Source organism: Xylanibacter rarus (genome assembly GCF_001275135.1).
Taxonomy (GTDB): domain Bacteria; phylum Bacteroidota; class Bacteroidia; order Bacteroidales; family Bacteroidaceae; genus Prevotella; species Prevotella rara.
In genome coordinates this window covers 17,306-40,167 of record NZ_LFQU01000007.1, presented here as the reverse complement: position 1 = coordinate 40,167, position 22,862 = coordinate 17,306, and the positions used below count along the sequence as shown (strand labels likewise).

The following is a 22,862-nucleotide window of genomic DNA, read 5'->3' as shown; positions in this document are numbered from 1 at the left end:
TAATTTATTATGGAATACGACGAAAGACTGTCAATCTCAACAGTATTTCCAATAAAAATACGATTAAAGCAGCCAATGCAAATGGCTGATATACATCATACCTCTTAGAAAACTTTTTTACGTCCATCTTTGTCTTTTCCAACTTATCAATATCCTTATATATCTTTTTCAATTCAGCTGTATTTGTTGCACGATAAAATTGTCCGTCTGCAGTAGAGGCTATCTCGCTTAAGGTTTTCACATCAACATCTGCCCTCATATTGACATACTGAATCGTACCGGCAACCTGCATAGGGTATGGAGCCATTGTCTTGCTTCCAATTGCTATTGTATATACACGTATCCCTAAACTCTTAGCAATATTAGCAGCTGTCAACGGAGAAATATCTCCACGATTATTACTTCCGTCTGTCAACAAAATAACAACCTTACTTTTTGTTTTACTGTCTTTTAAGCGACTTACAGCATTTGCCAATCCCATGCCTATTGCAGTACCATCCTCTATCAATCCCCTTGCAGCTATATCTGTACGCACATTCTGCAATAAATTTATCAATGACGTATGATCTGTTGTCATTGGGCATTGTGTAAATGCTTCACCTGCAAAAATGGTAAGACCGATATTATCATCAGGACGCCCAGAGATAAACTCTGATGCGACACTCTTAGCTGCTTCAATACGATTTGGCTTCAAATCTTCAGCAAGCATACTTGTGGAGACGTCCATAGCCAACATTATATCAATACCTTCTACTGTACGACTACCCCAATTACTGTGAGTTTGAGGACGAGCTAAAATTACAACAACAAGCACAAAAACAATAATGCGCAATAACATAGGTAGCCACATCAAGCGCACACGCAGACTTTTCGGAGCATACTGATATGCATGTGTGTCACTCATGCGCATCGTAGGCTCACTCGTCTTTCTATGAAGCAAATACCAAATTAAATAAGGTATGAGCAACAGCAACAACAAGAAATATTCTTTATTGACAAATTCCATAATTTATAGTCTCCTATATCAACAAACTAACTTGATATATTGCAAGAGCCAAAAGCGAAATACTTACTACCACAAGAGCTATTATCGAAACCTTCAAGATGGTCCTTGAACGCATATTACGTTTATCTGTTTCTGTAAGTTTAGGTTCTATTCGCTCTACAACAGGCTGATTTTCTACCTTAGTTGTATTAATAAATTCTATTGCATTTACCAAGTTGGCGTCATTCTCATTAATAAGTGTCGAATATTTGGCAAATTTAACAAGGTCTGCCGTAACGAAAAGTTCCTTCAATTCGTCTACCATTTTCTTGTCGTTCTCGTTTTGCAGTCTTGTTATAATCTCAGAACTTGTCATCTCCATTGCATTAAATCCAAAACGCTCTTTGATGTACTTACGCAACACATCCGTAAGAAGTGTGTAGTAAGCTTTTTGATCTTCAGACATCAATCGACGATCAGACTTAATATGCTCTATCTCACTTAAAGCCTTTTGGTGAGGCAATACTTTTTTCACTATTCTCACACGCGCAATGACCGGTTTATTTTCCTTAAGGCGTGTCCACAAATAATATGCGAGCACTCCCATAAGAACAAACAACACACTAAACCAAAAAGGAGAAGCCCAATCTTCCCACTGAAACGGATTATTCTGTACATCCTTTGGCGGAAAGAACTTTTCAGGATGCAATGTATCAACAGGAACAGTCAACACCTTAAGGGCAAGACTTTTGCTCTGATATTTTTTACCATCAACGGTCACCTTCATTGGCGGAATATAATACAGATTCTCGTCAAAAGAAGTCAAAGTATAACGCTTTGTTACTTTAATAATATTATTATCCAATTGTGAAGTATCAGCCTTTGAATCAGACAACACTTCAACGCCTGGCGTTATATACTGTGAAGGCTTAAACACAGGCATTTTAATAACAGCTCCTTCCTTGGCTGTTACAGTCAACACAACATCTGTCTGTTCACCAATAAGAATCTCTATCGAATCTATTTTTGACTCGACAGACACCTGAGCATATAGGCCTAAGACACAAGCCACTAATGATATAATACAAATAATACGTTTCATTTAATCATGAATAATCAATTTAACCGCAGCACATGTTTTATTAACTACGCATGGCAAACAGTTGCATCAATGATTTTACATAATCCTGGTCAGTCGCAATAGATATATTATCTACATTGCTTTTATTAAATATAGAACTTAGTTCCTTTTGTCTATTGAGCCAATACGAATAATGAGCATCACGCAATCGCTTGTCGCTCGTATCTATATACATCTCATGTCCGGTCTCTGCATCACAAACTTTTATCAGACCTACATCAGGAAGAGACTTGGCACGTGGGTCATATACTTGCAAAGCAACTACATCATGCTTACGGTTGCATATTGTTAATGCGTTTTCAAAATCGGTGTGCGTGTAGAAGTCACTCATAATAAATGCTGTACATCTACGTTTTAACACACTTGTGAGAAACTCAACAGCCTTTTTCAAATCCGTCTTTTTACTTTCAGGATGAAAATCCAGCATCTCACGAATTATAAAAAGTATATGCTTACGACCCTTTTTCGGAGGGATATATTTTTCTATTTTATCAGAAAAGAATACAACTCCTATTTTATCGTTGTTCTGTATGGCACTGAAAGCAAGTGTTGCTGCGATTTCTGCCACCATCTCCTTTTTCGTTGTTTTCTGTGTTCCGAAATCTAAGGAGCCACTGACATCTATCAAAAGCATTACCGTAAGTTCACGCTCTTCCTCATATACTTTGACATAAGGTTTATGAAAACGCGCAGAAACATTCCAGTCTATATCACGTATATCATCACCATACTGATAATCACGCACCTCACTAAAGGCCATACCACGCCCTTTAAAGGCAGAATGATATTGCCCGGCAAATATATTATTGCTGAGCCCGCGAGCCTTTATCTCGATTTTTCTAACTTTTTTGAGAATGTCCTGGGTATCCATCAAGGAACCTCCACCTTATTAATTATATCACTTATAATTTCTTCACTTGTAACATTAGTAGCCTCTGCTTCGTAAGACAAACCGATTCTATGACGTAAAACATCATGAGCTATTGCTCGTACGTCTTCAGGAATAACATATCCGCGTCTCTTGATAAAAGCATATGCACGTGATGCTCTAGCCAAATTAATACTTGCACGTGGACTGCCACCGAAAGTGATCAAATCCTTTAATTGTGATAGTCCATATCTGTCAGGATATCTTGAGGCAAATACGATATCAGCAATATATTGTTCTATCTTTTCATCAATATACACCTTTTCAACAACCTTACGTGCCTCAACAATATCATCGGCTGTGATAACCGGAGTTACCTTCGGAAGCGAACCTGCAAGATTTTCTCGTATAATAAGTTTTTCCTCTTCAAGTGTAGGATAATCTATTATTACTTTAAGCATAAAGCGGTCAACCTGAGCCTCTGGCAGAGAATAAGTACCTTCCTGTTCTATCGGGTTCTGTGTTGCCATTACCAAAAAAGGATTCGGCAAGCTGAAAGTCGTACTTCCAATTGTTACCTGATGCTCCTGCATTGCTTCCAGCAAAGCACTCTGCACCTTTGCTGGAGCTCGGTTTATTTCATCCGCCAATACAAAGTTCGCAAATACGGGACCTTTCTTTACCTGAAATTTCTCATCTTTCTGAGAATAAATCATTGTACCGATTACATCGGCCGGCAAAAGATCGGGAGTAAACTGTATACGGCTGTATTCTGAATCGATAAGTTGAGACAATGTTTTAATAGCCAGTGTTTTAGCCAATCCAGGTACACCTTCTAACAATATATGTCCATCGCTAAGTAGTCCTATTAAAAGTGTATCAACCAAATGTTTTTGTCCTACAATAACACGGTTCATACCCGCTGTGATGTTAGCCACAAAAGAGCTTTTTTGTTCTATCAAGATATTCAACTCGCGGATATCTATAGATTCTGCCATAATTCCAAATTTTATTGTTACACTTATTTTACCCGCAAAAATACTACATTATGAATTGATGTGCGAAAATTTGGGACTAAATAATATTAAAAAAGTTTCTTATTACTTTATTATGCCTATAATATAAAGCGCTTTATCCATATCAATAGCACAAACGAGACTACTTCAATATTATTCAGAATGACAATATTAAACCATATCATTACAACAAAACAGATTGATTTCTGTCTTTCCCAGAATATCCCATACGGATAAAAACTGATTCAAGACAGAAATCAATATTAACTATTCATACAAATGTAAAACTATTTACACAGATTGAGAAATGCTTCTTATCTTATAAAAACTCATATCAGCTCCCAAACTGCCAATATCGTTATTTTTGAATAAAAATACTAAGACAAGTTATCGTGACTATTCCTTCTTTTTGCTCACCAATTTTGGTATTTTCAGTCGCATACCTTCCCTTATATCAGAAGTTCCATTATGAACCATTATATAGCATTCCATACCTTCACCAAGATAGAACCTTGAAATTTTGCTCAAAGTCTCGCCTTTCTTTACCGTAACCACTCTGTCTGTGCCCACAATACGATAAGCGCCGGTTCTGACTGCAGTTGCTGCATTTTTCAAATCCGCTCTTTCAACAGTAGCTGAAGATGGTTTTGTTGGCACATTCCCTTCTCTTTCAGACTTCTCTATCGTATTTTTATTTACGTTTATCGAATCATGTAAATTCTGCTTCAACCTATTATCAGCAGATTTAACAGAATCATTATTCGCCATCGTATCGGCAGCACCTATATTGGCAGACGCAGGAGGTTGCTTTATTGTAACATATTTTATTACAGGCTTAGTATTACTTTCATTCCAATAGATACCGCCCCAAAAAGCCAAGGCTGCAACAACCAACATTAAAAAGATCCAATAATACCAGGCCATGCCTGATTTGCTGTGTATTTTTTGTACGTCAGAATCATCGTGAACTTCGTCTATACGACCGGTTGCGACAAATTGTTCTATGGTTTTATTAGCAAACCTTTCAGTTTCAACATTTTCTGTCTGTCCTGTTTGAACTTCTCCTTCAAGTACATTTTCAGAATCTTGTACACAATTTTGCAAACCTACTTCATCTTCATTATCACAAATAATTGACGCCCCTGTCTCCTCTTCATTTTTATCCTCACCAACTAAATCTACATGCTTTGAATCAGTAGCAATATCATCATCATTCAGACCACCTGCATTCTGCTCTGAATAATCCTTGTCGTCATTTTGCCCACTTATAGGTCTAGCAGAATTTTCTGTATTTCCAGATGCAGTCTCTTCTTCTAAATCTTTGCTACTAATACAATCCTGGTTATCCGACCGACCTTGCTCAAATTGAGGCAAATCGTAGTTGCTATTAATGATATTAAAAGATTCCGTATTACTTTCCTGAGAATTAGTCTCATCAACATCATCACTTATATTTTCAGAATCAACATCATCAATGCCGTCATCTTTCAAATCAGAATCATCAGGAGCTTGTACCTTTGCCATATCCTCAAGTTCAACCCCGTCATTCAACACAACAGTTTCAAACTGCGCAAAAGGCTTATTCACCAAATCGCGCATAACAGGATCTGCAGTAAAAGTTATTTTGGCGTGACTCTCTATCAACACACGCTCTCCTGTATTTACATTTACACTTTCTCTCTCACGAACATCAATAACTTTAAATGTGCCTAATCCTTTTACTTTAACTGCTTTTTCGCTGTGCAGACCTTCATTTATCAAATCAAAAAACGAAGAGACAAAAGCCTCAGCATCCTGCTGCGACAACCCATGCTTGCCTGCTATCACAGCAGCTATTTCCTGTACCGAATTCTTTGCCATTATCCCTGCCCTCCATTTTTAACCTTTTCTTTAAGAGATGCTATTGGCTTAAAACCGAGAACAAGTTTTGGAGGAACAAGCATGCGTTGTTTAGTTCCCGGATTTACGACTATTCTCTCAAGACGTTTTTTTACTTCAAAAGTACCAAATTTAGGAATAGACACAACATCCCCTTTCTGAAAACAATCATTCATGGAGTCTATTATTGTGTTCACCATTTTTTGGGTATCATCCTGCGTATATCCCATTCTCTGAGACAACTCAGAAATAAAACTTTTATTGTTCATACAAAAACATTCATATTAAATCAAGCATAGCGTAAAAACACGATGCCAAACATTACCAACAGCCTAATTATGGTATTTTATACTATAAGGCAATCAATAGTTTACTGTACCATACAGGTCAAACTCTTCTGCATCAGTTATTTTCACATTATAGAAACAACCTGTACGAAGACGTTTTTCACTTACAGGTATGAGAACCTCCGGATCTACTTCAGGAGAACTAAATTCAGTTCTACCAATATAATAATCACCTTCTTTTCTATCTATAATGACCTTAAACACCTTTCCTATTTTCTCAGAAGCAATCTCACCACTTATATTCTGCTGTAAATCCATTAAACGGTCCAAACGTTTTTGTTTAATATCATCAGCAATATCATCATTATAATGAATTTCACTATAAGTACCTTCTTCCTCTGAATAGGCAAAAGCTCCCATACGCTCAAACCGCGCCCATTTGGTGAACTCCATCAATTCTTCAAAATCCTCGTCGGTTTCACCAGGAAAGCCAACCATAAGCGTTGTACGCAAATGAATGCCTGGAACCTCCTTCCTTATACGTTCTATCAACGCATAAGTTTCTTCCTTAGTTATATTTCGTTTCATTGCCTGAAGCATATTGTCAGAAATATGCTGTAATGCAATATCCAAATACTTACATACATTTGGTTTTTCCCTTATGACATCTAAAAGTTCATAAGGAAAATGTGTTGGATAGGCATAATGCAAACGTACCCACTCTACACCGGGAACATCTGCAATTGCAGATATTAAATCAGCGATATGACGTTTACCGTCTATATCAATGCCATAATATGTTAATTCCTGAGCAATAATCTGAAATTCCTTTACGCCAGATGCCACAAAAGCCTTTACTTCCTCAAGAATCTCTTCCTTAGGCCTGCTGACGTGCCGTCCGGTAATCAGCGGTATGGCACAATAAGCGCAATGACGGTCGCATCCTTCACTAATCTTTATGTATGCGTAATGATGCGGAGTTGTAAGGAATCTCTTATTTCTGCAATCCAACACTTCGGCCTTACCTAAATCGGTAAGCAACTGTTTGAAGTCAAATTTCCCGTAATATTTATCTACCTGAGGTATTTCCTTTTCCAATTCTGCTTTATATCTTTGGGACAGGCATCCCATGACATAAAGTTTGTTTATACGTCCCTCTTCCTTTGCCTGTGCAAATTCAAGAATAGTATTTATACTTTCTTCCTTTGCATCACCGATAAAGCCACATGTATTAATGACAGCAATTTCTCCTTGTGGATTTTTGCTGTCATGTACACATTTATATCCATTTAGCTCAAACTGGCGCATAAGAATCTCACTGTCAACAAGATTCTTAGAGCATCCCATGGTTATAAAATCTATCTGGTTCTTTCTCACTTTTCTACCTTAAAGAGTGAATCTACAAATTGTTTCTTATTAAACAGCTGAAGGTCTTCCATTCCCTCACCCAATCCTATATATTTAACAGGAACTTTCAACTGGTCTGATATTCCAATCACGACACCTCCCTTGGCTGTTCCGTCAAGCTTCGTTATGGCAAGACTTGTTATTTGAGTTACAGCAGAGAACTGCTTAGCCTGTTCAAAAGCATTTTGTCCGGTTGAACCATCAAGCACGAGCATAACCTCATCCGGAGCCTGAGGAATGACCTTTTTCATCACATCCTTTATCTTCTTAAGCTCATTCATAAGACCGACCTTGTTATGCAAACGCCCTGCAGTGTCAATCAACACTACATCAGCTCCGTTAGCCTTTGCTGAACTTAGCGTATCAAATGCAACACTTGCGGGATCAGCACCCATCTGCTGTTTGACCACCGGAACTCCGACACGTTCTCCCCATATAGACAATTGCTCTACAGCAGCTGCACGGAACGTATCTGCTGCGCCAAGGTAAACTTTCTTGCCGGCTTTCTTAAATTGGTAAGCGAGCTTGCCTATTGTTGTCGTCTTTCCAACGCCGTTAACACCTACAACAAGTATCACATAAGGAGAATGGTCTTGCGGCAGTCCCCAATCATCATTGTCCTCGGAGTTATTTTCAGCCAACAAGGCAGCAATCTCATCACGAAGTATGCCGTTAAGTTCTGACACTGAGACATATTTGTCTCGTGCAACTCTTTCCTCAATTCTGCGAATTATTTTTAATGTTGTATCAACACCGACATCAGACGTGATCAAGACTTCTTCCAAATTGTCGAGCACATCATCATCAACTTTAGACTTTCCTGCAACGGCACGGGCTATTTTTGAAAAAACACTCTGCTTTGTTTTCTCTAAGCCCTTATCTAAAGTTTCTTTTTGTTCTTATTAAAAATACCAAATAACCCCATAATAAATATTTTGCTACAAAATTAGTAAAATGAACTCACATCCACAACAAAAAAGGCTGCAAAATTATTTGCAGCCTTTTTAAAATATCTCATATTCAAAGATTAGTTCTTAAAAAAGTCTTTAACAGCCTCATTAGGTACCATCTGCTCGTCAAAGATATAGGCACCTGTCTTAGGACTTTTCACCATCTTAATAACCTTAGTATAAGCGCGACCATCCTTTGAACCTTCGTGGAGGGTAGCGACGGTTTTCTTTGCCATTTTCTAAAACTGTTTTAATTGTTATTACTTAATCTCCTTGTGAAGAGTCATCTTCTTCAAGATAGGATTATACTTCATCAACTCCATTCTCTCAGGAGTGTTCTTGCGGTTCTTTGTTGTAACATAACGGCTTGTACCAGGAAGACCGCTATTTTTCATTTCGGTGCACTCCAATACAACCTGAACTCTATTACCCTTAGCTTTCTTTGCCATTGTGCTTATTCTCCTATAACTTTAATATCCTTCCAATCGCAGTAGCCTTTAGAAACAGCCTGCTTAAGAGCTGCGTCCAAGCCAACCTTATTAATCAAGCGCAAGCCAGCCGCACTTATCTTCAAGCTTATCCAGCACTGCTCTTCTACGTAATAGAATTTCTTGCTGAAAAGATTCACGTCAAAGCTGCGTTTTGTACGATGCTTTGAGTGTGAAACGTTATTTCCAATCTGAGCTTTTTTCCCTGTTATTTGACAAATCTTCGACATTGCAATCTACGTTTTTTGTTTAATCTTTTGATACTTATTCCAAACAGAGTGCAAAATTACTAACTTTTTCTGAATAAGCAAAACATTTTCGCTAATAATCAAATATTTATCTTTTTTTAGCACTATTAAAGAAAGTCAAGACTAATACTTGAGAGTTCTTAATCGCACAAGAAGACAATCAAACGGCTCAAAGCATCAATCAATGCTTTTCAACATCTGTTGGCGCTTCCTCTGCAAGTCTGTCTGTCAGATACTGCAAGAACAACTGCAATGCCTTGCTTGTGGCATTAGCCAAGTTCAGGTCGCGGCCTTTATCTTCCTCAAGTTTTAAAGTCACGATGTCATCAGCACTTCCGCATGCTATCCAAATAGTTCCAACGGGGTTCTCGTGTGTGCCTCCTGACGGTCCAGCTATTCCTGTTGCAGAGATTGCATAGTCAACGTTAAGCAATTTTATTGCCCCTTTAACCATCTCAATGGCTACTTCCTCACATACAGCTGTCTTTTCTTCAAGAACCTCATGACTTACTCCCAACACCTTTTCCTTAACTTCATTGGTATATGAGACTATGCTGCCCTTAAAATAGTTTGACGCTCCGGGCATAAGGACTATTGCTTCAGCTATACGGCCACCCGTGCAGCTCTCCGCTGTACCTAATGTCTTGCCTTTTTCCCAAATAAACTGACTTATCTCTCTGCTGAGTATTTTGTTTTCGAAATCCATATTTAATTTATTTATTGAAAAGTTACTTTTGAAAATGCCGGTTTATCTATTGAGCAATAGTCATTGTCAAGATATTTATAATAGCCCGTTATGCCAATCATAGCCGCATTATCGGTGGTATAGCTGAACTTCGGTATATAAATTGTCCAGCCATACTTCTCCGCATGCTCATGGAAGGCATTGCGCAATCCGTTATTTGCGCTGACACCTCCGGCAACAGCCACATGCTTGATATTTGTCTGCTTTACGGCAAGACGGAGTTTCTTCATCAATATATCAACAATAGTATACTCAAGGCTGGCAGCCAAGTCTTCCTTATGATGCTCTATAAAATCAGGATCGTCCTTTATCCACTCACGCAAACTATAAAGGAAAGACGTCTTTAGTCCGCTGAAGCTATAATTCAATCCTGGTATATGCGGCTCGGCAAACTTATATGCATGAGGATTACCCTGACGGGCCAGCCTGTCTATAATCGGGCCACCAGGATAACCCAGCCCCATTACCTTTGAACACTTATCGATAGCCTCACCTGCAGCATCATCAATAGTCTGTCCGAGCACCTGCATGTCATTATAGGCATTAACCTTCACTATCTGCGAATTGCCGCCACTAACGAGCAGGCAGATAAACGGCAATGGAGGAGCAGAATGGTCGTCGTCGCTCTCTTTAATAAAGTGAGCCATGACATGCCCCTGCAAGTGATTGACATCAATAAGAGGAATGCCTAACGAACGGGCCATACCCTTTGCAAAGCTGACTCCAACAAGCAACGAGCCCATAAGTCCCGGACCGCGCGTGAAGGCAATGGCAGACAGCTGTTCTTTCTCAATACCGGCACGCTTCAAAGCCTGATCAACAACCGGAACGACATTTTGCTGATGCGCACGCGAAGCAAGCTCTGGCACAACGCCTCCATAAGCCTTATGCACTTCCTGAGAAGCCGTCACATTGCTCAACAGCACGCCGTTGCGAAGAACAGCAGCAGAAGTGTCGTCGCAGCTGCTTTCTATACCTAATATATATACGTCATTCATAATCTAAAATCATTCTGAAAGAATTTCCACACCATGTTCAGTCATAAGGAAAGTGTGTTCCCATTGTGCACTCGGCTTCTCATCACCGGTTATCACTTCCCAGCCATACTTGTCATCAGCATCAATGAACACCTGCCATGTTCCCATATTTATCATCGGCTCAATAGTAAACACCATGCCAGGCACAATAAGCATGCCCGTTCCGCGGTGACCAAAATGCAGGACCTCAGGCTCTTCATGGAACTTAAGCCCCACTCCGTGGCCACAAAGATCACGCACGACACCATAATGATACTTCTCGGCATGCTTCTGTATCGCATGTCCGATATCGCCTACAAAGCAATATGGCTTAGCGGCCTCTGCTCCAATCTCAAGACATTCCTTGGCAACACGGACCAGCTGCTCCTTCTCTGGTGTGGTCTTGCCGATAATGAACATTCTGGAAGCGTCGGCATAATATCCGTCAAGTATTGTAGTAAAGTCGACGTTAATAATATCTCCTTCCTTAAGCACATCTTCTTCCTTAGGTATGCCATGACATACGACTTCGTTTATGCTTGTACATACACTCTTAGGATATCCCTCATAATTAAGGCAAGCCGGTGTGCCGCCATGGCTTACACAATAGTCATAACAGATTTTGTCTATCTCAAGAGTATTCATTCCTTCATGAATATTCTTGGCCACTTCGTCTAACACTTCTGTGTTGATAACTCCGCTTCGTCTTATACCTTCAATCTGCTCGGGAGTTTTTATCAGATCACGCGTAGGCACAAGTTTACCCTTGTTTTCCCAATACATAACCTGTTTATCCATGTCAGTAATCGGCTGACCAGAGAGACAATGCCATCTCCTTTTTTTCTTGAAAACCATTTTATATTATTTTAAACGCCTACAAAAGTAGCAATTTATTACAACATCTTATCTGTATATGTCTGAAATTCCGCACAAACATGCCGAATGATTTCATAAATGAAGAAGTGAGCGAAGCTCACCAGTCCAGTCTGAACCGTTATCCGGGCACATTGTCATGAACCCCAATTTGCCGGCAGCCTCAACATTGCGCGGGCCGTCATCGACAAAGAGTGTCTCTTCCGGCAGAATATTTTCGTTGTCAAGCACTTGTCTGAAAAAATCAGACGCAGGTTTCATTATGCCAAGACGATAGCTCAAATATAGAGCATCGAAATAGTCATTGAGAGACGAGCCTTTTCCATCAAATTCACTGCTCAACGCCCAATCCATCATAAACGGATTGGTGTTAGACAGCAGAATAAGACGATAGCCCTTGGCACGAAGCTCTTTCAGCAAGTCAAGATTGCGCTGCGGAACATCTTTACGATAGCCAAGCCATGCATGCTTACACTCATCGAACGTAAGTTCGTGCCCTGTCAGGCTGCTGAGTTTGCTGCGAAAATCCTCCGCAGTAATCTTTCCTTCCTCAAGATTTCCGAAGATGCCTGACTGCGTGTAAGAATCAAGATAGCGCTCGGCATCAGACAGACCGAGAGCCTTGAAACGGCGCAAAGCCTCTGCAGGGTCAAGGGTCATAATGACGCCGCCCAAATCAAAAACTATATTCTTTATGACACGTTCCATAATAAAGCCAACGTTTTAACTTAATAATGCTTCATAGCCCTGTCCATCTCGCGCCGGTCTTCTTTCTCCTTCATCGTCTGACGCTTGTCAAATTCCTTCTTACCTTTAGCCAAGGCTATATCCATCTTTGCCCGTCCATGATCGTCAATAAACACCAATATGGGCACTATGGTGAAACCAACTTGCTTGGTGGCTTCCTGAAGTTTATGAATCTCGCGTTTATTCAGAAGCAGCTTACGGTCGCGTTTTGCCTCATGGTTGTTATATGAGCCGAAGAAATAAGGCGAAATGTTCATTCCCTTGACCCATATCTCGCCATTGTGTATATAGCAGAAGCTGTCAACAAGCGAAGCCTTGCCAAGCCGAATCGACTTTATCTCTGTACCGGTAAGCACAATACCGGCTGTGTATGTATCAACAAAAAAATACTCGAAAGAGGCTTTCTTGTTACGGATGCTTACCGGACTTTTCTTTCTAAGCAGTTCTTCTTCTTTGTTCATTTTTCAATCTGTTTTATTCCTCAACCGTTACAAAACGTTCGATATGCTCATCCACGTAACAGGCCACCATCCCAGTCCAGGTCTCTTCGTTCTCAACGAACAAGTCATCGAGGTCGTCAAATTCGGGATATTGCTCAAACATAGCCATAAACTCATCATCTGTGCACTCGCGCTCTATTTCATTCTTATATTTGAAATAAAGCTTTCCGGCCTTTTTTACAAGACTTGCCAGCTCGTCTATGCCCCACCCTTTTATCGCTTTTGCAAAAGGGTTGCGGAACAGGAAACTTCCATATCCGTTATAAATCAGCTGAACAAAACCTCCATCCATCACCTCATTATGCAGTATGTCATATGCAAGAAGCGTTATCTGATCCGAATTGAGTTCTGCCATTGTGTCGGCTGTAAGCTCTCCGCCCACGCTCGCCATTATTGCGTCTGTAAACACTTTCAAGAACTCATCCATACCTGCCGAAGCAGCATTGCGCAAATCAGAATCTTTAACTTTGGCTATATTCATATATCTTTCGTTTACCGGTAATTATCATGCAAAGATAACGCAAAATAAAAACAACACAAAATAAATATCTGATTTTATTGACATTGTAGACTATCGGAGCATGTCAAAATCAAAAAATTATATGACACAACGCAACGACACCATAGCCGGAACATGCCACAATGACATTAAGACAAAAACGGTTATTGTTCTCAAAAAGGACAAAACGCTGGAACATCAAAAGTAAAAAATCAGGACATTATTATTTTTTGTTTTAGAAAATGCAACGTTAATCAAGATTAAAAACATGAATATCATACTGGCCGATTGTTAACACACGTTCACTATTAGACGTGTATTTATAATCATTTCAAGTGATTTCAAATACAAAAAGCACTTAAATCCGAAGCAAAAAGCAATGAGTTAGACCACAAAACATGGCATATCAGACTGCAAAAAGCCATATTTTACATATGCGGAGTGCTGCAGTTTTCAGTCAAAATAAAGTAACACACTTATAATCAAACACTTGCAGCAAATGAGTATTTTAGCGCATTTTCCCATCAAACTACAAATTCCAAAACGCGACAGGCATTTCAGGAGCGTTAAATGTCACAACAGCAACAAACAGCTTGTTCCGAAATAAAACAATTATACATGCGACAAAAGCTATAAATATAAGCCCAAATCATTTATAAGGGCAACAGAATAATGACAAAAGCATTATTTAAAATAAAAAAGAATGCTGAAACTACATAAAATAGGCAGCCCACCTGCAGGGATAACCAAAAGCAATAAACAGAAATTCTTTGCGTTATATATTATAAAAAAAGACCTTATGAAGAAAACTATACTTTTAACATTGCTGACATCACTCATCACGTGCGCCAATGCACAAAGGCATGAAATTTATGACCCAAACATAAAGTCGCTGCAAGTGGTGGCCGGACAAAACTGGATGTCGCTGCCTGTGATAAAACTAAGAGGAAACAGTCCTAACGACATTATAAACATCGGGTTCGACGATCTCACGCATTCTTATCACAGATATGTATACAAAATTGAGCACTGCAATGCAGACTGGACGGTGTCAGACCAGCTTTTTACCAGCGACTACATCGAAGGATTTGCCGACGGAAGCACCATAGACGATAATGAAGAGTCGATAAACACAAACGTACTTTACACACACTACAAGTTGCGCATACCGAACGAAGACTGCCAACTGAAGATGAGCGGCAACTACAAACTTACTGTTTATGACGAAAACGACAACAACCGGCGTGTGTTTACGGCGTGTTTCATGGTACTCGAGCCTCAAATGGGATTGCAGCTAAGCGTTACGACAAACACAGACCTCGACTTTAACAAGGCTCATCAGCAGGTGTCGATGCAGCTGAGCTATGGCAACATCAACGTAACCGACCCGACATCACAGATTAAAACTGCCGTAATGCAAAACGGAAGATGGTATAACGCCAAACTGAATGCAAAACCGCAATACATCATGCCCAATGGCCTTAAATGGGACCACAACAGAGACCTGATATTTCCTGCCGGAAACGAATATCACAAATTTGAAGTTCTTGACGTCAGCCACCCGACAATGGGCATCGACCGCATTGACTGGGACGGCAAGAACTATAATGTATATCCGTTCATGTGCGAGCCGCGGCTGAATTATGTCTACGATGAAGATGCCAACGGAGCATTCTACATACGCAACAGTGACAATATTGAGAACGACATTTCATCAGAATACGTATTCGTGCACTACAGGCTGAAATGCCCTCAGAAAGTCAACGGCACAGTATATCTGAATGCAACATGGACCAACGACTGGTTTACGCCGGACTACCAAATGACATACAACGATGCCACCCGGTGCTATGAAGCAACAATAATGCAGAAACAGGGTTACTACTCATATCAAATTGTGATGCTCGACAACTCCGGTACTGTGCAGATAATGCCTACTGAAGGAAGTTTCTATCAGACAGAAAATAAATATCAAGCCTTAGTCTACTACAGAGGTCAGGGAGAACGTACAGACAGACTTGTGGCATATCAGGAGGTTCAGATAAAATAGTAACACGTGAATACTTTTATAAAAACAGGGCGGCTTTATTTTAAACCGCCCTATTTTTTATGACAAGCCAACATTCTGCGCATGTGTATTGAAATGTCAGACATCGTCTTACACATCAAATTGCAATTAACCATAAGATTATTTCGCAGAATCATAAGTTAGCCCAAACAAACAATACCATGCAAATACACCCATTTGTCATAATAAAAGATTAAAGAAATGGCAACCACCACACAAAAGGAAACATCAGAACAAGACGCGGGAAACGCTAAAGACAAAAGGAGACAGCCTGCATGTCAAGAAAAATAACATGGCAGATATTTTCACCTTATGAGTGTAAATATCTGCCATAATTATATTTATACCTAAGCAAATCGAGACTGATTATCTGGCTGTATAATTGTTTTTCCTACATACTGCATGTAGGTGTTGCAGCCATAATAGCCTAGAAGTGATAACCTAACGTGAGCAAAAGCTGATGGCGCTTGTTTGAAACGTTCACAGCATCGCAAATGTTATTATTTTCAGGCGTATCCTGAGGTCCTGCATAATAATTAGTGAACGGGCTGAAATCACCGTCCTGAACAGTATACTGGTATGCAAGGTCTAAAGACATCTTGCCTATGTTATATCCTAGACCACATGTTATACGGTTAGTTGCCTTCCAGTTTGTATAATCTGTCGAAGAACTGTAATACGAACCGGGAGAGTTTATTGTTCCGTCTTTATATCCATATTTCTCATACATCGGCGAAACATAATTATATCCAAGTCGTAAAGACAATTTTGCATCCGGCTTAAACTCAACACCAAGTTTCAGCGTGCTGACACCTTTCAGAGTGTTTTCTGTATGATTGTTCATTGCGTTATCACTTGCACTGCTCTCCCAATATTCATCATAATACCAGTCATATCCTCCGCCAGTGTTTACTCTTGAATCAATACATCCATAATCGGCATACTCATATCCTGCACCGATGGCCAGATAATTGCCCACTGTGGTACCAAGGCTCACGCCAAACTTCCAAGGTGTATAAAGTTTAAAGTCATAGCTCTCGCCTATTTCGCCAGAATCATACATGCCTACACTTGAGTTGTTTGCCAAGGTTGTATAGTTTGACGTTGTCAAATCATACCATGTAGGCGTTGCAACAGAAAGGCCTATACGGAAAGGTGATGTCTCTATAGGACGTATAATGACACCGGCCTTAACATTAACTCCACTTCCACTTATACGACGTTCATCAGCAAGAGTAACATTTCCCACAGACCCGCCGTCAGCATCTACAAGAGCCTCGGTATATTCACTATAGCCCTTATAGTTTACATCGCTTATTCCTACGGTAAGACCAAGGTATACACGATCGTTTATATTACCGCTGATGTTAAAATCATACTCGCCTATATAACCGGTATTGGCGCGGTTGAACATATAATTGGTTGCATTGTTATAATAGAATGCACCGTCTGCATCAGAAAGCAAGGCATTGTAGTACAGATAGTCAACTTGGCTAAATGAATTATCATCTGCAAGGAATGTACCGTTATCGTTATAAATATTAAACACACCCTCAGCTCCCTTCATGTAAGACAGTTTATTCTGTGACGCGCCCTTAAGAGCACCGGCAGCAGAAAGTATGTAATTGAAATTACGGCTCTTGTGATAATTGAACGCAAGGTTCAGAAAAGAGTTTCGTCCCGTACGCTTTGAATACACAAAACCAGCCTGATCAAAGCTCATGTTCGTTGTATTACCATTTGCAAAACTTTTACCGTCCTGCTGTGACACGAAGCCAAACGAAACATTTGCCATCGAATGGCGGAACAGACCTATACCGGCAGGGTTTGTACCAATAGTCGAAATATCTGCACCTAAAGCATCAAGCGCACCTCCCATACCTACATAACGGGCTGTGCCGTTGAGGTCTTCGCCTGCAATATTGGCATTTTCATAAGTCTCTTGCGCCGACATATATGATGCAAAAAGAGTTGACGCGAATATAATTAGTAAACGTCTCATAGTCAAAATATTTTTATGTAACAAAATTTATCTCACCCAACAAACTATCTACGACCGCCGAAGTGTCCACCGCCACCTCCTCCGCGGCTACCGCCAAACGAACCGCCACCGAAAGATCCGCCACCACGACTACCGCCGAATGAGCTGCCATTATTATATGACGGACGTGACATCGTGTTTTGATTATTGTAATTATTTCTGCGGTTACCGTTAAATCGGTTATAATTTGTATTCGAGTTATTGTTTCGGTCGTTATAAGAACCACGGTTGGCGTTAGCACGGTTATTTGTGCCACGATAACCTCTGAAATTCTTGTTTACTCCTCCTGAGTGGCCATAGTTCACACGCCCGTGATTACTCGTTCCGGTTATGCCCCTATAGGGTCTGTAATATGAAACAGGCCAATACCACGAATGATACCATCCATAGCCCCCAGGCCTGTACCATCCATAATACCATGGATCATACCAAGGACCATACCAACCTGAATAAGCATACCAATATGGACTGCCATACCAATAAGGTCCATACCACCCATAATACCAAGGATCGTACCAATAAAAATCATCAAACCGGCTCATACGGCGGCTATACACATAGTCGTCCTCGGGATTATAACTTTCATCATACTCACCTTCCGCCCCTGCATATGCAGTTGTCTGCAACGAATCAGATGGGCTGAAGTCAATAACATCACTAGCTGTTGTGTCTGAGGTCTGGACGTATCCCTCATTACCCCAAAAGCCACGCCTGTTGTATTCGTCTACATCCATATGATTTTCATGATATGACGCAACAGGAGCCACTTCCTTCACAACTTTTTCTGTCTTCTTGGGCGTAAAATACATATCATCCTGAGCATATGCTCCTGACGATATCAGACCAAATAAAAATAATGCTAAAATATTTCTTTTCATAAACCCCACCTCCTAATATTATTATAAAATAATACCTTTGTCTTCATATTCTCTACACTTCTTAATTTAATAAGCAGATTTTCTTGTATGCAAAAATAAAATTTCTTGTAATGCAAAATTAGGGAAAAACCCTAAACCATAATAGGTTTTCCCCTATTTTTTATACATTTGCATAAAAATTTAACACGTAGTATGAAATATCTTGAAGTAAAATTCTGCATTACAGACAATCAAGGACAAAATATCGATGACGAAATGCTTCTGCAAGCAGCAAAAGACATTCTATGTGACTTTGCAGGAAATGCCGGCTTTGAGTCATTCGAGGATGTCATGTCGACTGTAACCGGTTACGTTCAGACACAAAACTTCAACAAAGAAGTTTTAGATGAATGTCTTAACAACTTTCCTATAGACGATATCCAGATAACCTATAACGTTGAAGATGCTGAGGACAAAAACTGGAATGCCGCATGGGAGGAGCAAGGTTTTAAACCTATACTCATTGAAAATAAATGTATAATACACGATAAGAACAATGTACCGCAACTTGTTGAAGACGAAAACCTGCTCAATATAACAATTGACACAGAACAGGCATTTGGCACAGGCAATCATGAAACGACATACATGATAATCAACGAGCTTTTTAACACAGAACTGAAAGATAAATTATTTTTAGATTGCGGATGTGGAACAGGCATTCTGTCGATAGTTGCATCTAAACTTGGCGCCAAAGCCGTAACTGCTTATGACATAGACGAATGGAGCGTAAGAAACACTACGCACAACTGCACTCTTAACAACGTTGAGAATGTGTCTGTACTATTGGGCGATTCAAATGTATTGAAAGATATAAAAGACAAATACGATGTAATAACAGCCAACATAAACAGAAATATTCTACTTGCCGACATGCATATGTTCAAACAGAAAATGTCTGCGGGAGCTGTGCTGATATTAAGCGGATTCTATACAAGTGACACTGAAATATTAGTAGAAAAGGCTAAATCGTTTAAACTGACCCTTATTGACAATAACAGCAAAAACGATTGGTGCATGCTCAAATTTAAAAATCTGGATTAATAATGAATAAAAAGAAAAGCATCTTACTTAGTCTTTATATTTATTTCAATCGGCCAACAAGTATATCCAGCGACAAATAACAGTCTTAGATTTAAATTTATAACTGTTGGCCGGTTGAAATATTTTGTTTTACATTAACTATATACCGACACGCAAATAGCTTCTGTCGTCAAAAGACTTATTTCCTGCCATAAGTCCTTTTGTTGCTTTAAATGTATTCATACAAAGCGGATCGTTCTCCAACTGGCTTGCCAGCATAGCCTCACTTTCGTCTAAAGTCGGTTTCAAAAACGGATAACCGTCACTCGCCAAAACAAGCTCATTTATCCCTTCGTCAACATTTATCACACGAACTTTATCCATAGGTATATCAAAACCGTCAATAACAGCATAAGAAACATTCTGATATCTGCAGCATTTTACCAATTCCGGAAGTATACTTTCTCTTCCACAATCTTTTATACTTACACTTTCCGGTGTTATACCATTATTAATTGCTTCACGTAAAAATAAAGCTCTTTGTTCGGCTAATTCCTGTTCATAAGGCTTAGGATTATCATAAAAGCAACCACCAACAAGACACTGACAATCTCCAATCATCCATACTTGCCTCAACTTGGAAGAATAAACAATCGCACTAGCCGTAAGACGCTCTTCCGGATGCAACTTCAATCTTTCAACATCTATTTTTAAATCTATGTATTTCGAATATATGGATTTTGTCATATATTGACAAAATCCATATACATCAATGTCACTAGAAATAGAATTTATACAATTCTTTATGAGTTCCATGCAATATCTGCCGTTAGAACACAAGCCGTTCATACGGATAGGTGTCTTGCTTGTACTCCCATCTATAACAGCAGCTAAATTCTCATTAACGATTATTCCGTCTTCGCACTCCTCTTGGCTTTTCTTTCCTACTACCAGTTGTTCTATTATTTTCATTCTTCGACTTGTTTGCGTAATTCTGCAATGGTCTTGGATATAGTTGCCTGATCAAATCCGGTCGTCCAAGCCTCATCAACTCATGTTCGATATTTCTTCTCTCTTCCGGCTTATACCAAAAGAAGAATTGCCTTTGGGCAAGTTTCTCACGTTGAGTTTTAGCCGAAAATACAGGTTCCAATGTATAAGGATCAAAACCGGTGTACCAAGCCTCTGTACTTACGGTCATTGGAGTTGGTGTAAAATCCTGCACCTGTTCCAGATGAAAATTTAAGTTTTTTGTCTTTACAGCAAGTTCTGCCATATCTTCTTCCTTACATCCGGGATGGCTGCTTATAAAATAAGGTATAATCTGCTGCCTTAAATTCTCCTTTGTGTTTATATCGTCAAATATCTTTTTAAAAGACTCAAACTGAGAGAACGGAGGCTTACGCATTAACTTTAACACCCTATCAGATGTATGTTCAGGCGCAACTTTCAGTCTGCCGCTAACATGCCTGCAAATCAGTTCGCGTGTATACTCTTTTGCAGCTTTATTAATATTCTCATCATCACTTCTATGAAGCAACAAATCGTAACGTACACCGCTTCCTATAAAACTCTTCTTTATGCCGGGCAGTGAGTCTACGGCCTTATATACATCCAGCAATGGGCGATGGTCTGTATTAAGATTCTTACATATATTAGGATTTATACATGACGGCCGTTTGCATTTTTCACAAATAGATTTATTCTTTCCCGACATGGCATACATGTTTGCAGACGGGCCTCCCAAATCACTTATGTATCCTTTAAAGTCAGGCATTTCGATAACCTTCTTAACCTCTTTAAGTATGCTTTGCTTACTTCTTGAAACGATAAACTTACCTTGATGGGCACTTATCGTACAAAAAGCACACCCGCCAAAACATCCACGATGAATATTTACAGAATGTTTTATCATCTCATAAGCAGGAATACGCTTATTTTTATATTTCGGATGAGGAAGTCTGGTATACGGCAAATCATAACAACTGTCAAGTTCCTCTGTTGTCATGGGTAGATAAGGAGGATTTACGACAGCATAATACCCGTCAACTTCTTGCAGAAGCCTGTGCGCATGTAGCATGTTTGACTCTTCCTCTATATGCCTGAAATTCTCTGCCTGAAACTTCTTATTTACAAGACATTCCTCATGAGAATGCAAGATAAGATCATCGGATTTAATGTCATTGACAAAATCTTTCTTCTTTATAAGATACACTGTTTGCGGTATATCATGTATTTCATGAATGTTGCGTCCCTCCTGCAACTCTTTACAAAGTGCAGTAATCGGTTTCTCTCCCATTCCATAAATAATCATGTCCGCTCCAGAATCACACAGAATACATTTCTTCAGTTCATCTTTCCAATAATCATAATGAGTAAGCCTGCGCAAAGAAGCTTCAATACCACCTAATATAATCGGAACATCAGGATATAGTTTACGTAGGATATGACTGTAAACAACTGTCGGGTACTCAGGTCTGCAATCATGCCTGCCATCCGGACTATATGCATCTTCAGAACGAAGACGGCGATTGGCCGTATATTTATTAACCATAGAGTCCATACATCCTGGCGCTATACCAAAGAACAGCCTCGGACGTCCCAGCTTTTTAAAGTCACGGAAATCACCATGCCAGTCAGGTTGCGGAACAATTGCGACACGTAAGCCTTGTGCCTCCAAAGTTCTCGCAATAACAGCACAGCCAAAAGAAGGATGATCTACATAAGCGTCTCCTGAGAACAAGATAACATCAAGTTCATCCCATCCTCTAAGTTCAACCTCCTTTTTAGTTGTAGGTATCCAGTCTGAAAGCCTATAATCAGTCATTTACTTTATTTTCGTTATCGTCAGATGACTTGTTTTCATTTTCCCATTTGATAAACAACAACACGAGCTGATACAAGCCAAAAGCCTTCATGTTATTATTATAAATCACATCAAGGCACAAATCAAGAAGTTCCTTATCAACCTCGGCAGAAGACTCCAACATAGACCTGACATTAAGTTTAAGTTTATCAAGCACCGGTTCATCAATAATGCCGTTACTGTCAATAAGATTCTTCAAAAGAGAATACTTCTTTATTGTATTCAGATGCTCTTCCGTCACTGCTATATTTCTTGTTCCAGATGCGTTTGCTTGAATTTTGTAAGTTTCCATATTATAA

23 protein-coding genes and 1 pseudogene are annotated in these 22,862 nt (G+C 39.5%); 2 read left to right on the top strand and 22 right to left on the bottom strand.

What is annotated here, in order from left to right:
- Window positions 1–7: 7 nt before the first annotated feature.
- The 17 genes and pseudogenes from ACU52_RS05295 to ACU52_RS05220 all read right to left on the bottom strand — a co-directional run bounded on the left by ACU52_RS05295 (window position 8) and on the right by ACU52_RS05220 (window position 13,630).
- Window positions 8–1,006, bottom strand: a complete 999-nt coding sequence (locus ACU52_RS05295; RefSeq protein ID WP_053398023.1) for a vWA domain-containing protein — start codon at window positions 1,004–1,006, stop codon at window positions 8–10.
- Window positions 1,007–1,019: 13 nt separating this feature from the next.
- Entirely contained in the window at window positions 1,020–2,087 is a 1,068-nt protein-coding gene (locus ACU52_RS05290; RefSeq protein ID WP_021854943.1) for a BatD family protein, read from the bottom strand.
- A 40-nt stretch (window positions 2,088–2,127) separates the two neighbouring features.
- Entirely contained in the window at window positions 2,128–2,997 is an 870-nt protein-coding gene (locus ACU52_RS05285) for a DUF58 domain-containing protein (RefSeq protein ID WP_021854944.1), read from the bottom strand.
- A complete protein-coding gene (locus ACU52_RS05280) occupies window positions 2,997–3,992 on the bottom strand; it encodes an AAA family ATPase (RefSeq protein WP_053398022.1) in 996 nt (331 codons plus the stop codon). Before ACU52_RS05280 ends, ACU52_RS05285 begins: the two co-directional genes overlap by 1 nt.
- 414 nt (window positions 3,993–4,406) lie before the next feature.
- Complete coding sequence (locus ACU52_RS05275) at window positions 4,407–5,870, bottom strand: HU family DNA-binding protein (protein WP_053398021.1); 1,464 nt, start codon at window positions 5,868–5,870, stop codon at window positions 4,407–4,409.
- Entirely contained in the window at window positions 5,870–6,157 is a 288-nt protein-coding gene (locus ACU52_RS05270) for an HU family DNA-binding protein (protein WP_021854947.1), read from the bottom strand. Before ACU52_RS05270 ends, ACU52_RS05275 begins: the two co-directional genes overlap by 1 nt.
- A gap of 93 nt (window positions 6,158–6,250) precedes the next feature.
- Window positions 6,251–7,552, bottom strand: coding sequence for a 30S ribosomal protein S12 methylthiotransferase RimO (rimO, locus tag ACU52_RS05265; RefSeq protein ID WP_053398020.1), 1,302 nt, complete (start codon window positions 7,550–7,552; stop codon window positions 6,251–6,253).
- Window positions 7,549–8,507 (bottom strand): annotated as a pseudogene (ftsY, locus tag ACU52_RS05260) (signal recognition particle-docking protein FtsY). Before ftsY ends, rimO begins: the two are co-directional and overlap by 4 nt.
- A 102-nt stretch (window positions 8,508–8,609) precedes the next feature.
- Window positions 8,610–8,768 carry a DUF4295 domain-containing protein gene (locus ACU52_RS14705; RefSeq protein WP_006950479.1) on the bottom strand — a complete coding sequence of 53 codons (159 nt, stop codon included), beginning with the start codon at window positions 8,766–8,768 and terminating at the stop codon, window positions 8,610–8,612.
- A gap of 24 nt (window positions 8,769–8,792) precedes the next feature.
- Window positions 8,793–8,981 carry a 50S ribosomal protein L33 gene (rpmG, locus tag ACU52_RS05255; protein ID WP_021851691.1) on the bottom strand — a complete coding sequence of 63 codons (189 nt, stop codon included), beginning with the start codon at window positions 8,979–8,981 and terminating at the stop codon, window positions 8,793–8,795.
- 5 nt (window positions 8,982–8,986) lie between these two features.
- Window positions 8,987–9,250 (bottom strand): 50S ribosomal protein L28, encoded by a 264-nt coding sequence (rpmB, locus tag ACU52_RS05250; RefSeq protein WP_021854950.1) that lies wholly within the window; start codon window positions 9,248–9,250, stop codon window positions 8,987–8,989.
- Window positions 9,251–9,449: 199 nt separating this feature from the next.
- A complete protein-coding gene (locus ACU52_RS05245; protein ID WP_053398019.1) occupies window positions 9,450–9,974 on the bottom strand; it encodes a CinA family protein in 525 nt (174 codons plus the stop codon).
- Window positions 9,975–9,985: 11 nt separating this feature from the next.
- A complete protein-coding gene (gene tsaD, locus ACU52_RS05240; RefSeq protein WP_053398018.1) occupies window positions 9,986–11,011 on the bottom strand; it encodes a tRNA (adenosine(37)-N6)-threonylcarbamoyltransferase complex transferase subunit TsaD in 1,026 nt (341 codons plus the stop codon).
- Between the two features lie 9 nt (window positions 11,012–11,020).
- Complete coding sequence (gene map, locus ACU52_RS05235; protein ID WP_021854953.1) at window positions 11,021–11,884, bottom strand: type I methionyl aminopeptidase; 864 nt, start codon at window positions 11,882–11,884, stop codon at window positions 11,021–11,023.
- Between the two features lie 93 nt (window positions 11,885–11,977).
- A complete protein-coding gene (locus ACU52_RS05230) occupies window positions 11,978–12,610 on the bottom strand; it encodes an HAD family hydrolase (protein ID WP_053398017.1) in 633 nt (210 codons plus the stop codon).
- A 20-nt stretch (window positions 12,611–12,630) separates the two neighbouring features.
- The gene (gene smpB, locus ACU52_RS05225; protein ID WP_021854955.1) at window positions 12,631–13,110 is read right to left on the bottom strand and encodes an SsrA-binding protein SmpB; all 480 of its coding nucleotides are present in this window, start codon (window positions 13,108–13,110) and stop codon (window positions 12,631–12,633) included.
- 13 nt (window positions 13,111–13,123) lie between these two features.
- Window positions 13,124–13,630: a DMP19 family protein gene (locus ACU52_RS05220; RefSeq protein WP_021854956.1), complete on the bottom strand. Its 507-nt coding sequence runs from the start codon at window positions 13,628–13,630 to the stop codon at window positions 13,124–13,126.
- An 817-nt stretch (window positions 13,631–14,447) separates the two neighbouring features.
- Between ACU52_RS05220 and ACU52_RS05215 the strand changes: the two genes are divergently transcribed.
- Window positions 14,448–15,698 carry a type IX secretion system plug protein gene (locus ACU52_RS05215; RefSeq protein WP_053398064.1) on the top strand — a complete coding sequence of 417 codons (1,251 nt, stop codon included), beginning with the start codon at window positions 14,448–14,450 and terminating at the stop codon, window positions 15,696–15,698.
- Window positions 15,699–16,143: 445 nt separating this feature from the next.
- On the opposite strand, the gene ACU52_RS05210 is transcribed toward ACU52_RS05215, so the two are convergent.
- Together ACU52_RS05210 and ACU52_RS14700 are read right to left on the bottom strand one after the other, a co-directional pair.
- On the bottom strand, window positions 16,144–17,718 hold the full coding sequence (locus tag ACU52_RS05210; protein ID WP_021854959.1) for an OmpP1/FadL family transporter: 1,575 nt from the start codon (window positions 17,716–17,718) through the stop codon (window positions 16,144–16,146).
- Between the two features lie 44 nt (window positions 17,719–17,762).
- Entirely contained in the window at window positions 17,763–18,635 is an 873-nt protein-coding gene (locus ACU52_RS14700) for a hypothetical protein (RefSeq protein WP_082335177.1), read from the bottom strand.
- Window positions 18,636–18,827: 192 nt separating this feature from the next.
- Between ACU52_RS14700 and prmA the strand changes: the two genes are divergently transcribed.
- On the top strand, window positions 18,828–19,718 hold the full coding sequence (prmA, locus tag ACU52_RS05195; protein WP_053398013.1) for a 50S ribosomal protein L11 methyltransferase: 891 nt from the start codon (window positions 18,828–18,830) through the stop codon (window positions 19,716–19,718).
- Window positions 19,719–19,856: 138 nt separating this feature from the next.
- On the opposite strand, the gene ACU52_RS05190 is transcribed toward prmA, so the two are convergent.
- From ACU52_RS05190 to ACU52_RS05180, 3 genes are read right to left on the bottom strand one after another with little or no spacing between them, the layout of a single operon-like run.
- On the bottom strand, window positions 19,857–20,669 hold the full coding sequence (locus ACU52_RS05190) for a hypothetical protein (protein WP_053398012.1): 813 nt from the start codon (window positions 20,667–20,669) through the stop codon (window positions 19,857–19,859).
- Window positions 20,599–22,524, bottom strand: coding sequence for a YgiQ family radical SAM protein (locus tag ACU52_RS05185; RefSeq protein WP_053398011.1), 1,926 nt, complete (start codon window positions 22,522–22,524; stop codon window positions 20,599–20,601). The genes ACU52_RS05190 and ACU52_RS05185 overlap by 71 nt, the downstream gene beginning before the upstream one ends.
- Window positions 22,517–22,855: a hypothetical protein gene (locus ACU52_RS05180; protein ID WP_021854964.1), complete on the bottom strand. Its 339-nt coding sequence runs from the start codon at window positions 22,853–22,855 to the stop codon at window positions 22,517–22,519. Before ACU52_RS05180 ends, ACU52_RS05185 begins: the two co-directional genes overlap by 8 nt.
- Window positions 22,856–22,862: the final 7 nt, after the last annotated feature.

What these genes read in the sequence shown, in the direction of transcription:
- ACU52_RS05185 (WP_053398011.1), bottom strand. Translation starts at nt 22,524, where the DNA reads ATGACTGATTATAGGCTTTCAGACTGGATACCTACAACTAAAAAGGAG.
- ACU52_RS05285 (WP_021854944.1), bottom strand. Translation starts at nt 2,997, where the DNA reads ATGGATACCCAGGACATTCTCAAAAAAGTTAGAAAAATCGAGATAAAG.
- ACU52_RS05220 (WP_021854956.1), bottom strand. Translation starts at nt 13,630, where the DNA reads ATGAATATAGCCAAAGTTAAAGATTCTGATTTGCGCAATGCTGCTTCG.
- ACU52_RS05295 (WP_053398023.1), bottom strand. Translation starts at nt 1,006, where the DNA reads ATGGAATTTGTCAATAAAGAATATTTCTTGTTGTTGCTGTTGCTCATA.
- rpmG (WP_021851691.1), bottom strand. Translation starts at nt 8,981, where the DNA reads ATGGCAAAGAAAGCTAAGGGTAATAGAGTTCAGGTTGTATTGGAGTGC.
- ACU52_RS14705 (WP_006950479.1), bottom strand. Translation starts at nt 8,768, where the DNA reads ATGGCAAAGAAAACCGTCGCTACCCTCCACGAAGGTTCAAAGGATGGT.
- ACU52_RS05245 (WP_053398019.1), bottom strand. Translation starts at nt 9,974, where the DNA reads ATGGATTTCGAAAACAAAATACTCAGCAGAGAGATAAGTCAGTTTATT.
- ACU52_RS05215 (WP_053398064.1), top strand. Translation starts at nt 14,448, where the DNA reads ATGAAGAAAACTATACTTTTAACATTGCTGACATCACTCATCACGTGC.
- ACU52_RS05275 (WP_053398021.1), bottom strand. Translation starts at nt 5,870, where the DNA reads ATGGCAAAGAATTCGGTACAGGAAATAGCTGCTGTGATAGCAGGCAAG.
- tsaD (WP_053398018.1), bottom strand. Translation starts at nt 11,011, where the DNA reads ATGAATGACGTATATATATTAGGTATAGAAAGCAGCTGCGACGACACT.
- prmA (WP_053398013.1), top strand. Translation starts at nt 18,828, where the DNA reads ATGAAATATCTTGAAGTAAAATTCTGCATTACAGACAATCAAGGACAA.
- map (WP_021854953.1), bottom strand. Translation starts at nt 11,884, where the DNA reads ATGGTTTTCAAGAAAAAAAGGAGATGGCATTGTCTCTCTGGTCAGCCG.
- ACU52_RS05230 (WP_053398017.1), bottom strand. Translation starts at nt 12,610, where the DNA reads ATGGAACGTGTCATAAAGAATATAGTTTTTGATTTGGGCGGCGTCATT.
- ACU52_RS05210 (WP_021854959.1), bottom strand. Translation starts at nt 17,718, where the DNA reads ATGAGACGTTTACTAATTATATTCGCGTCAACTCTTTTTGCATCATAT.
- rpmB (WP_021854950.1), bottom strand. Translation starts at nt 9,250, where the DNA reads ATGTCGAAGATTTGTCAAATAACAGGGAAAAAAGCTCAGATTGGAAAT.
- ACU52_RS05190 (WP_053398012.1), bottom strand. Translation starts at nt 20,669, where the DNA reads ATGAAAATAATAGAACAACTGGTAGTAGGAAAGAAAAGCCAAGAGGAG.
- ACU52_RS14700 (WP_082335177.1), bottom strand. Translation starts at nt 18,635, where the DNA reads ATGAAAAGAAATATTTTAGCATTATTTTTATTTGGTCTGATATCGTCA.
- ACU52_RS05290 (WP_021854943.1), bottom strand. Translation starts at nt 2,087, where the DNA reads ATGAAACGTATTATTTGTATTATATCATTAGTGGCTTGTGTCTTAGGC.
- ACU52_RS05270 (WP_021854947.1), bottom strand. Translation starts at nt 6,157, where the DNA reads ATGAACAATAAAAGTTTTATTTCTGAGTTGTCTCAGAGAATGGGATAT.
- ACU52_RS05180 (WP_021854964.1), bottom strand. Translation starts at nt 22,855, where the DNA reads ATGGAAACTTACAAAATTCAAGCAAACGCATCTGGAACAAGAAATATA.
- smpB (WP_021854955.1), bottom strand. Translation starts at nt 13,110, where the DNA reads ATGAACAAAGAAGAAGAACTGCTTAGAAAGAAAAGTCCGGTAAGCATC.
- ACU52_RS05280 (WP_053398022.1), bottom strand. Translation starts at nt 3,992, where the DNA reads ATGGCAGAATCTATAGATATCCGCGAGTTGAATATCTTGATAGAACAA.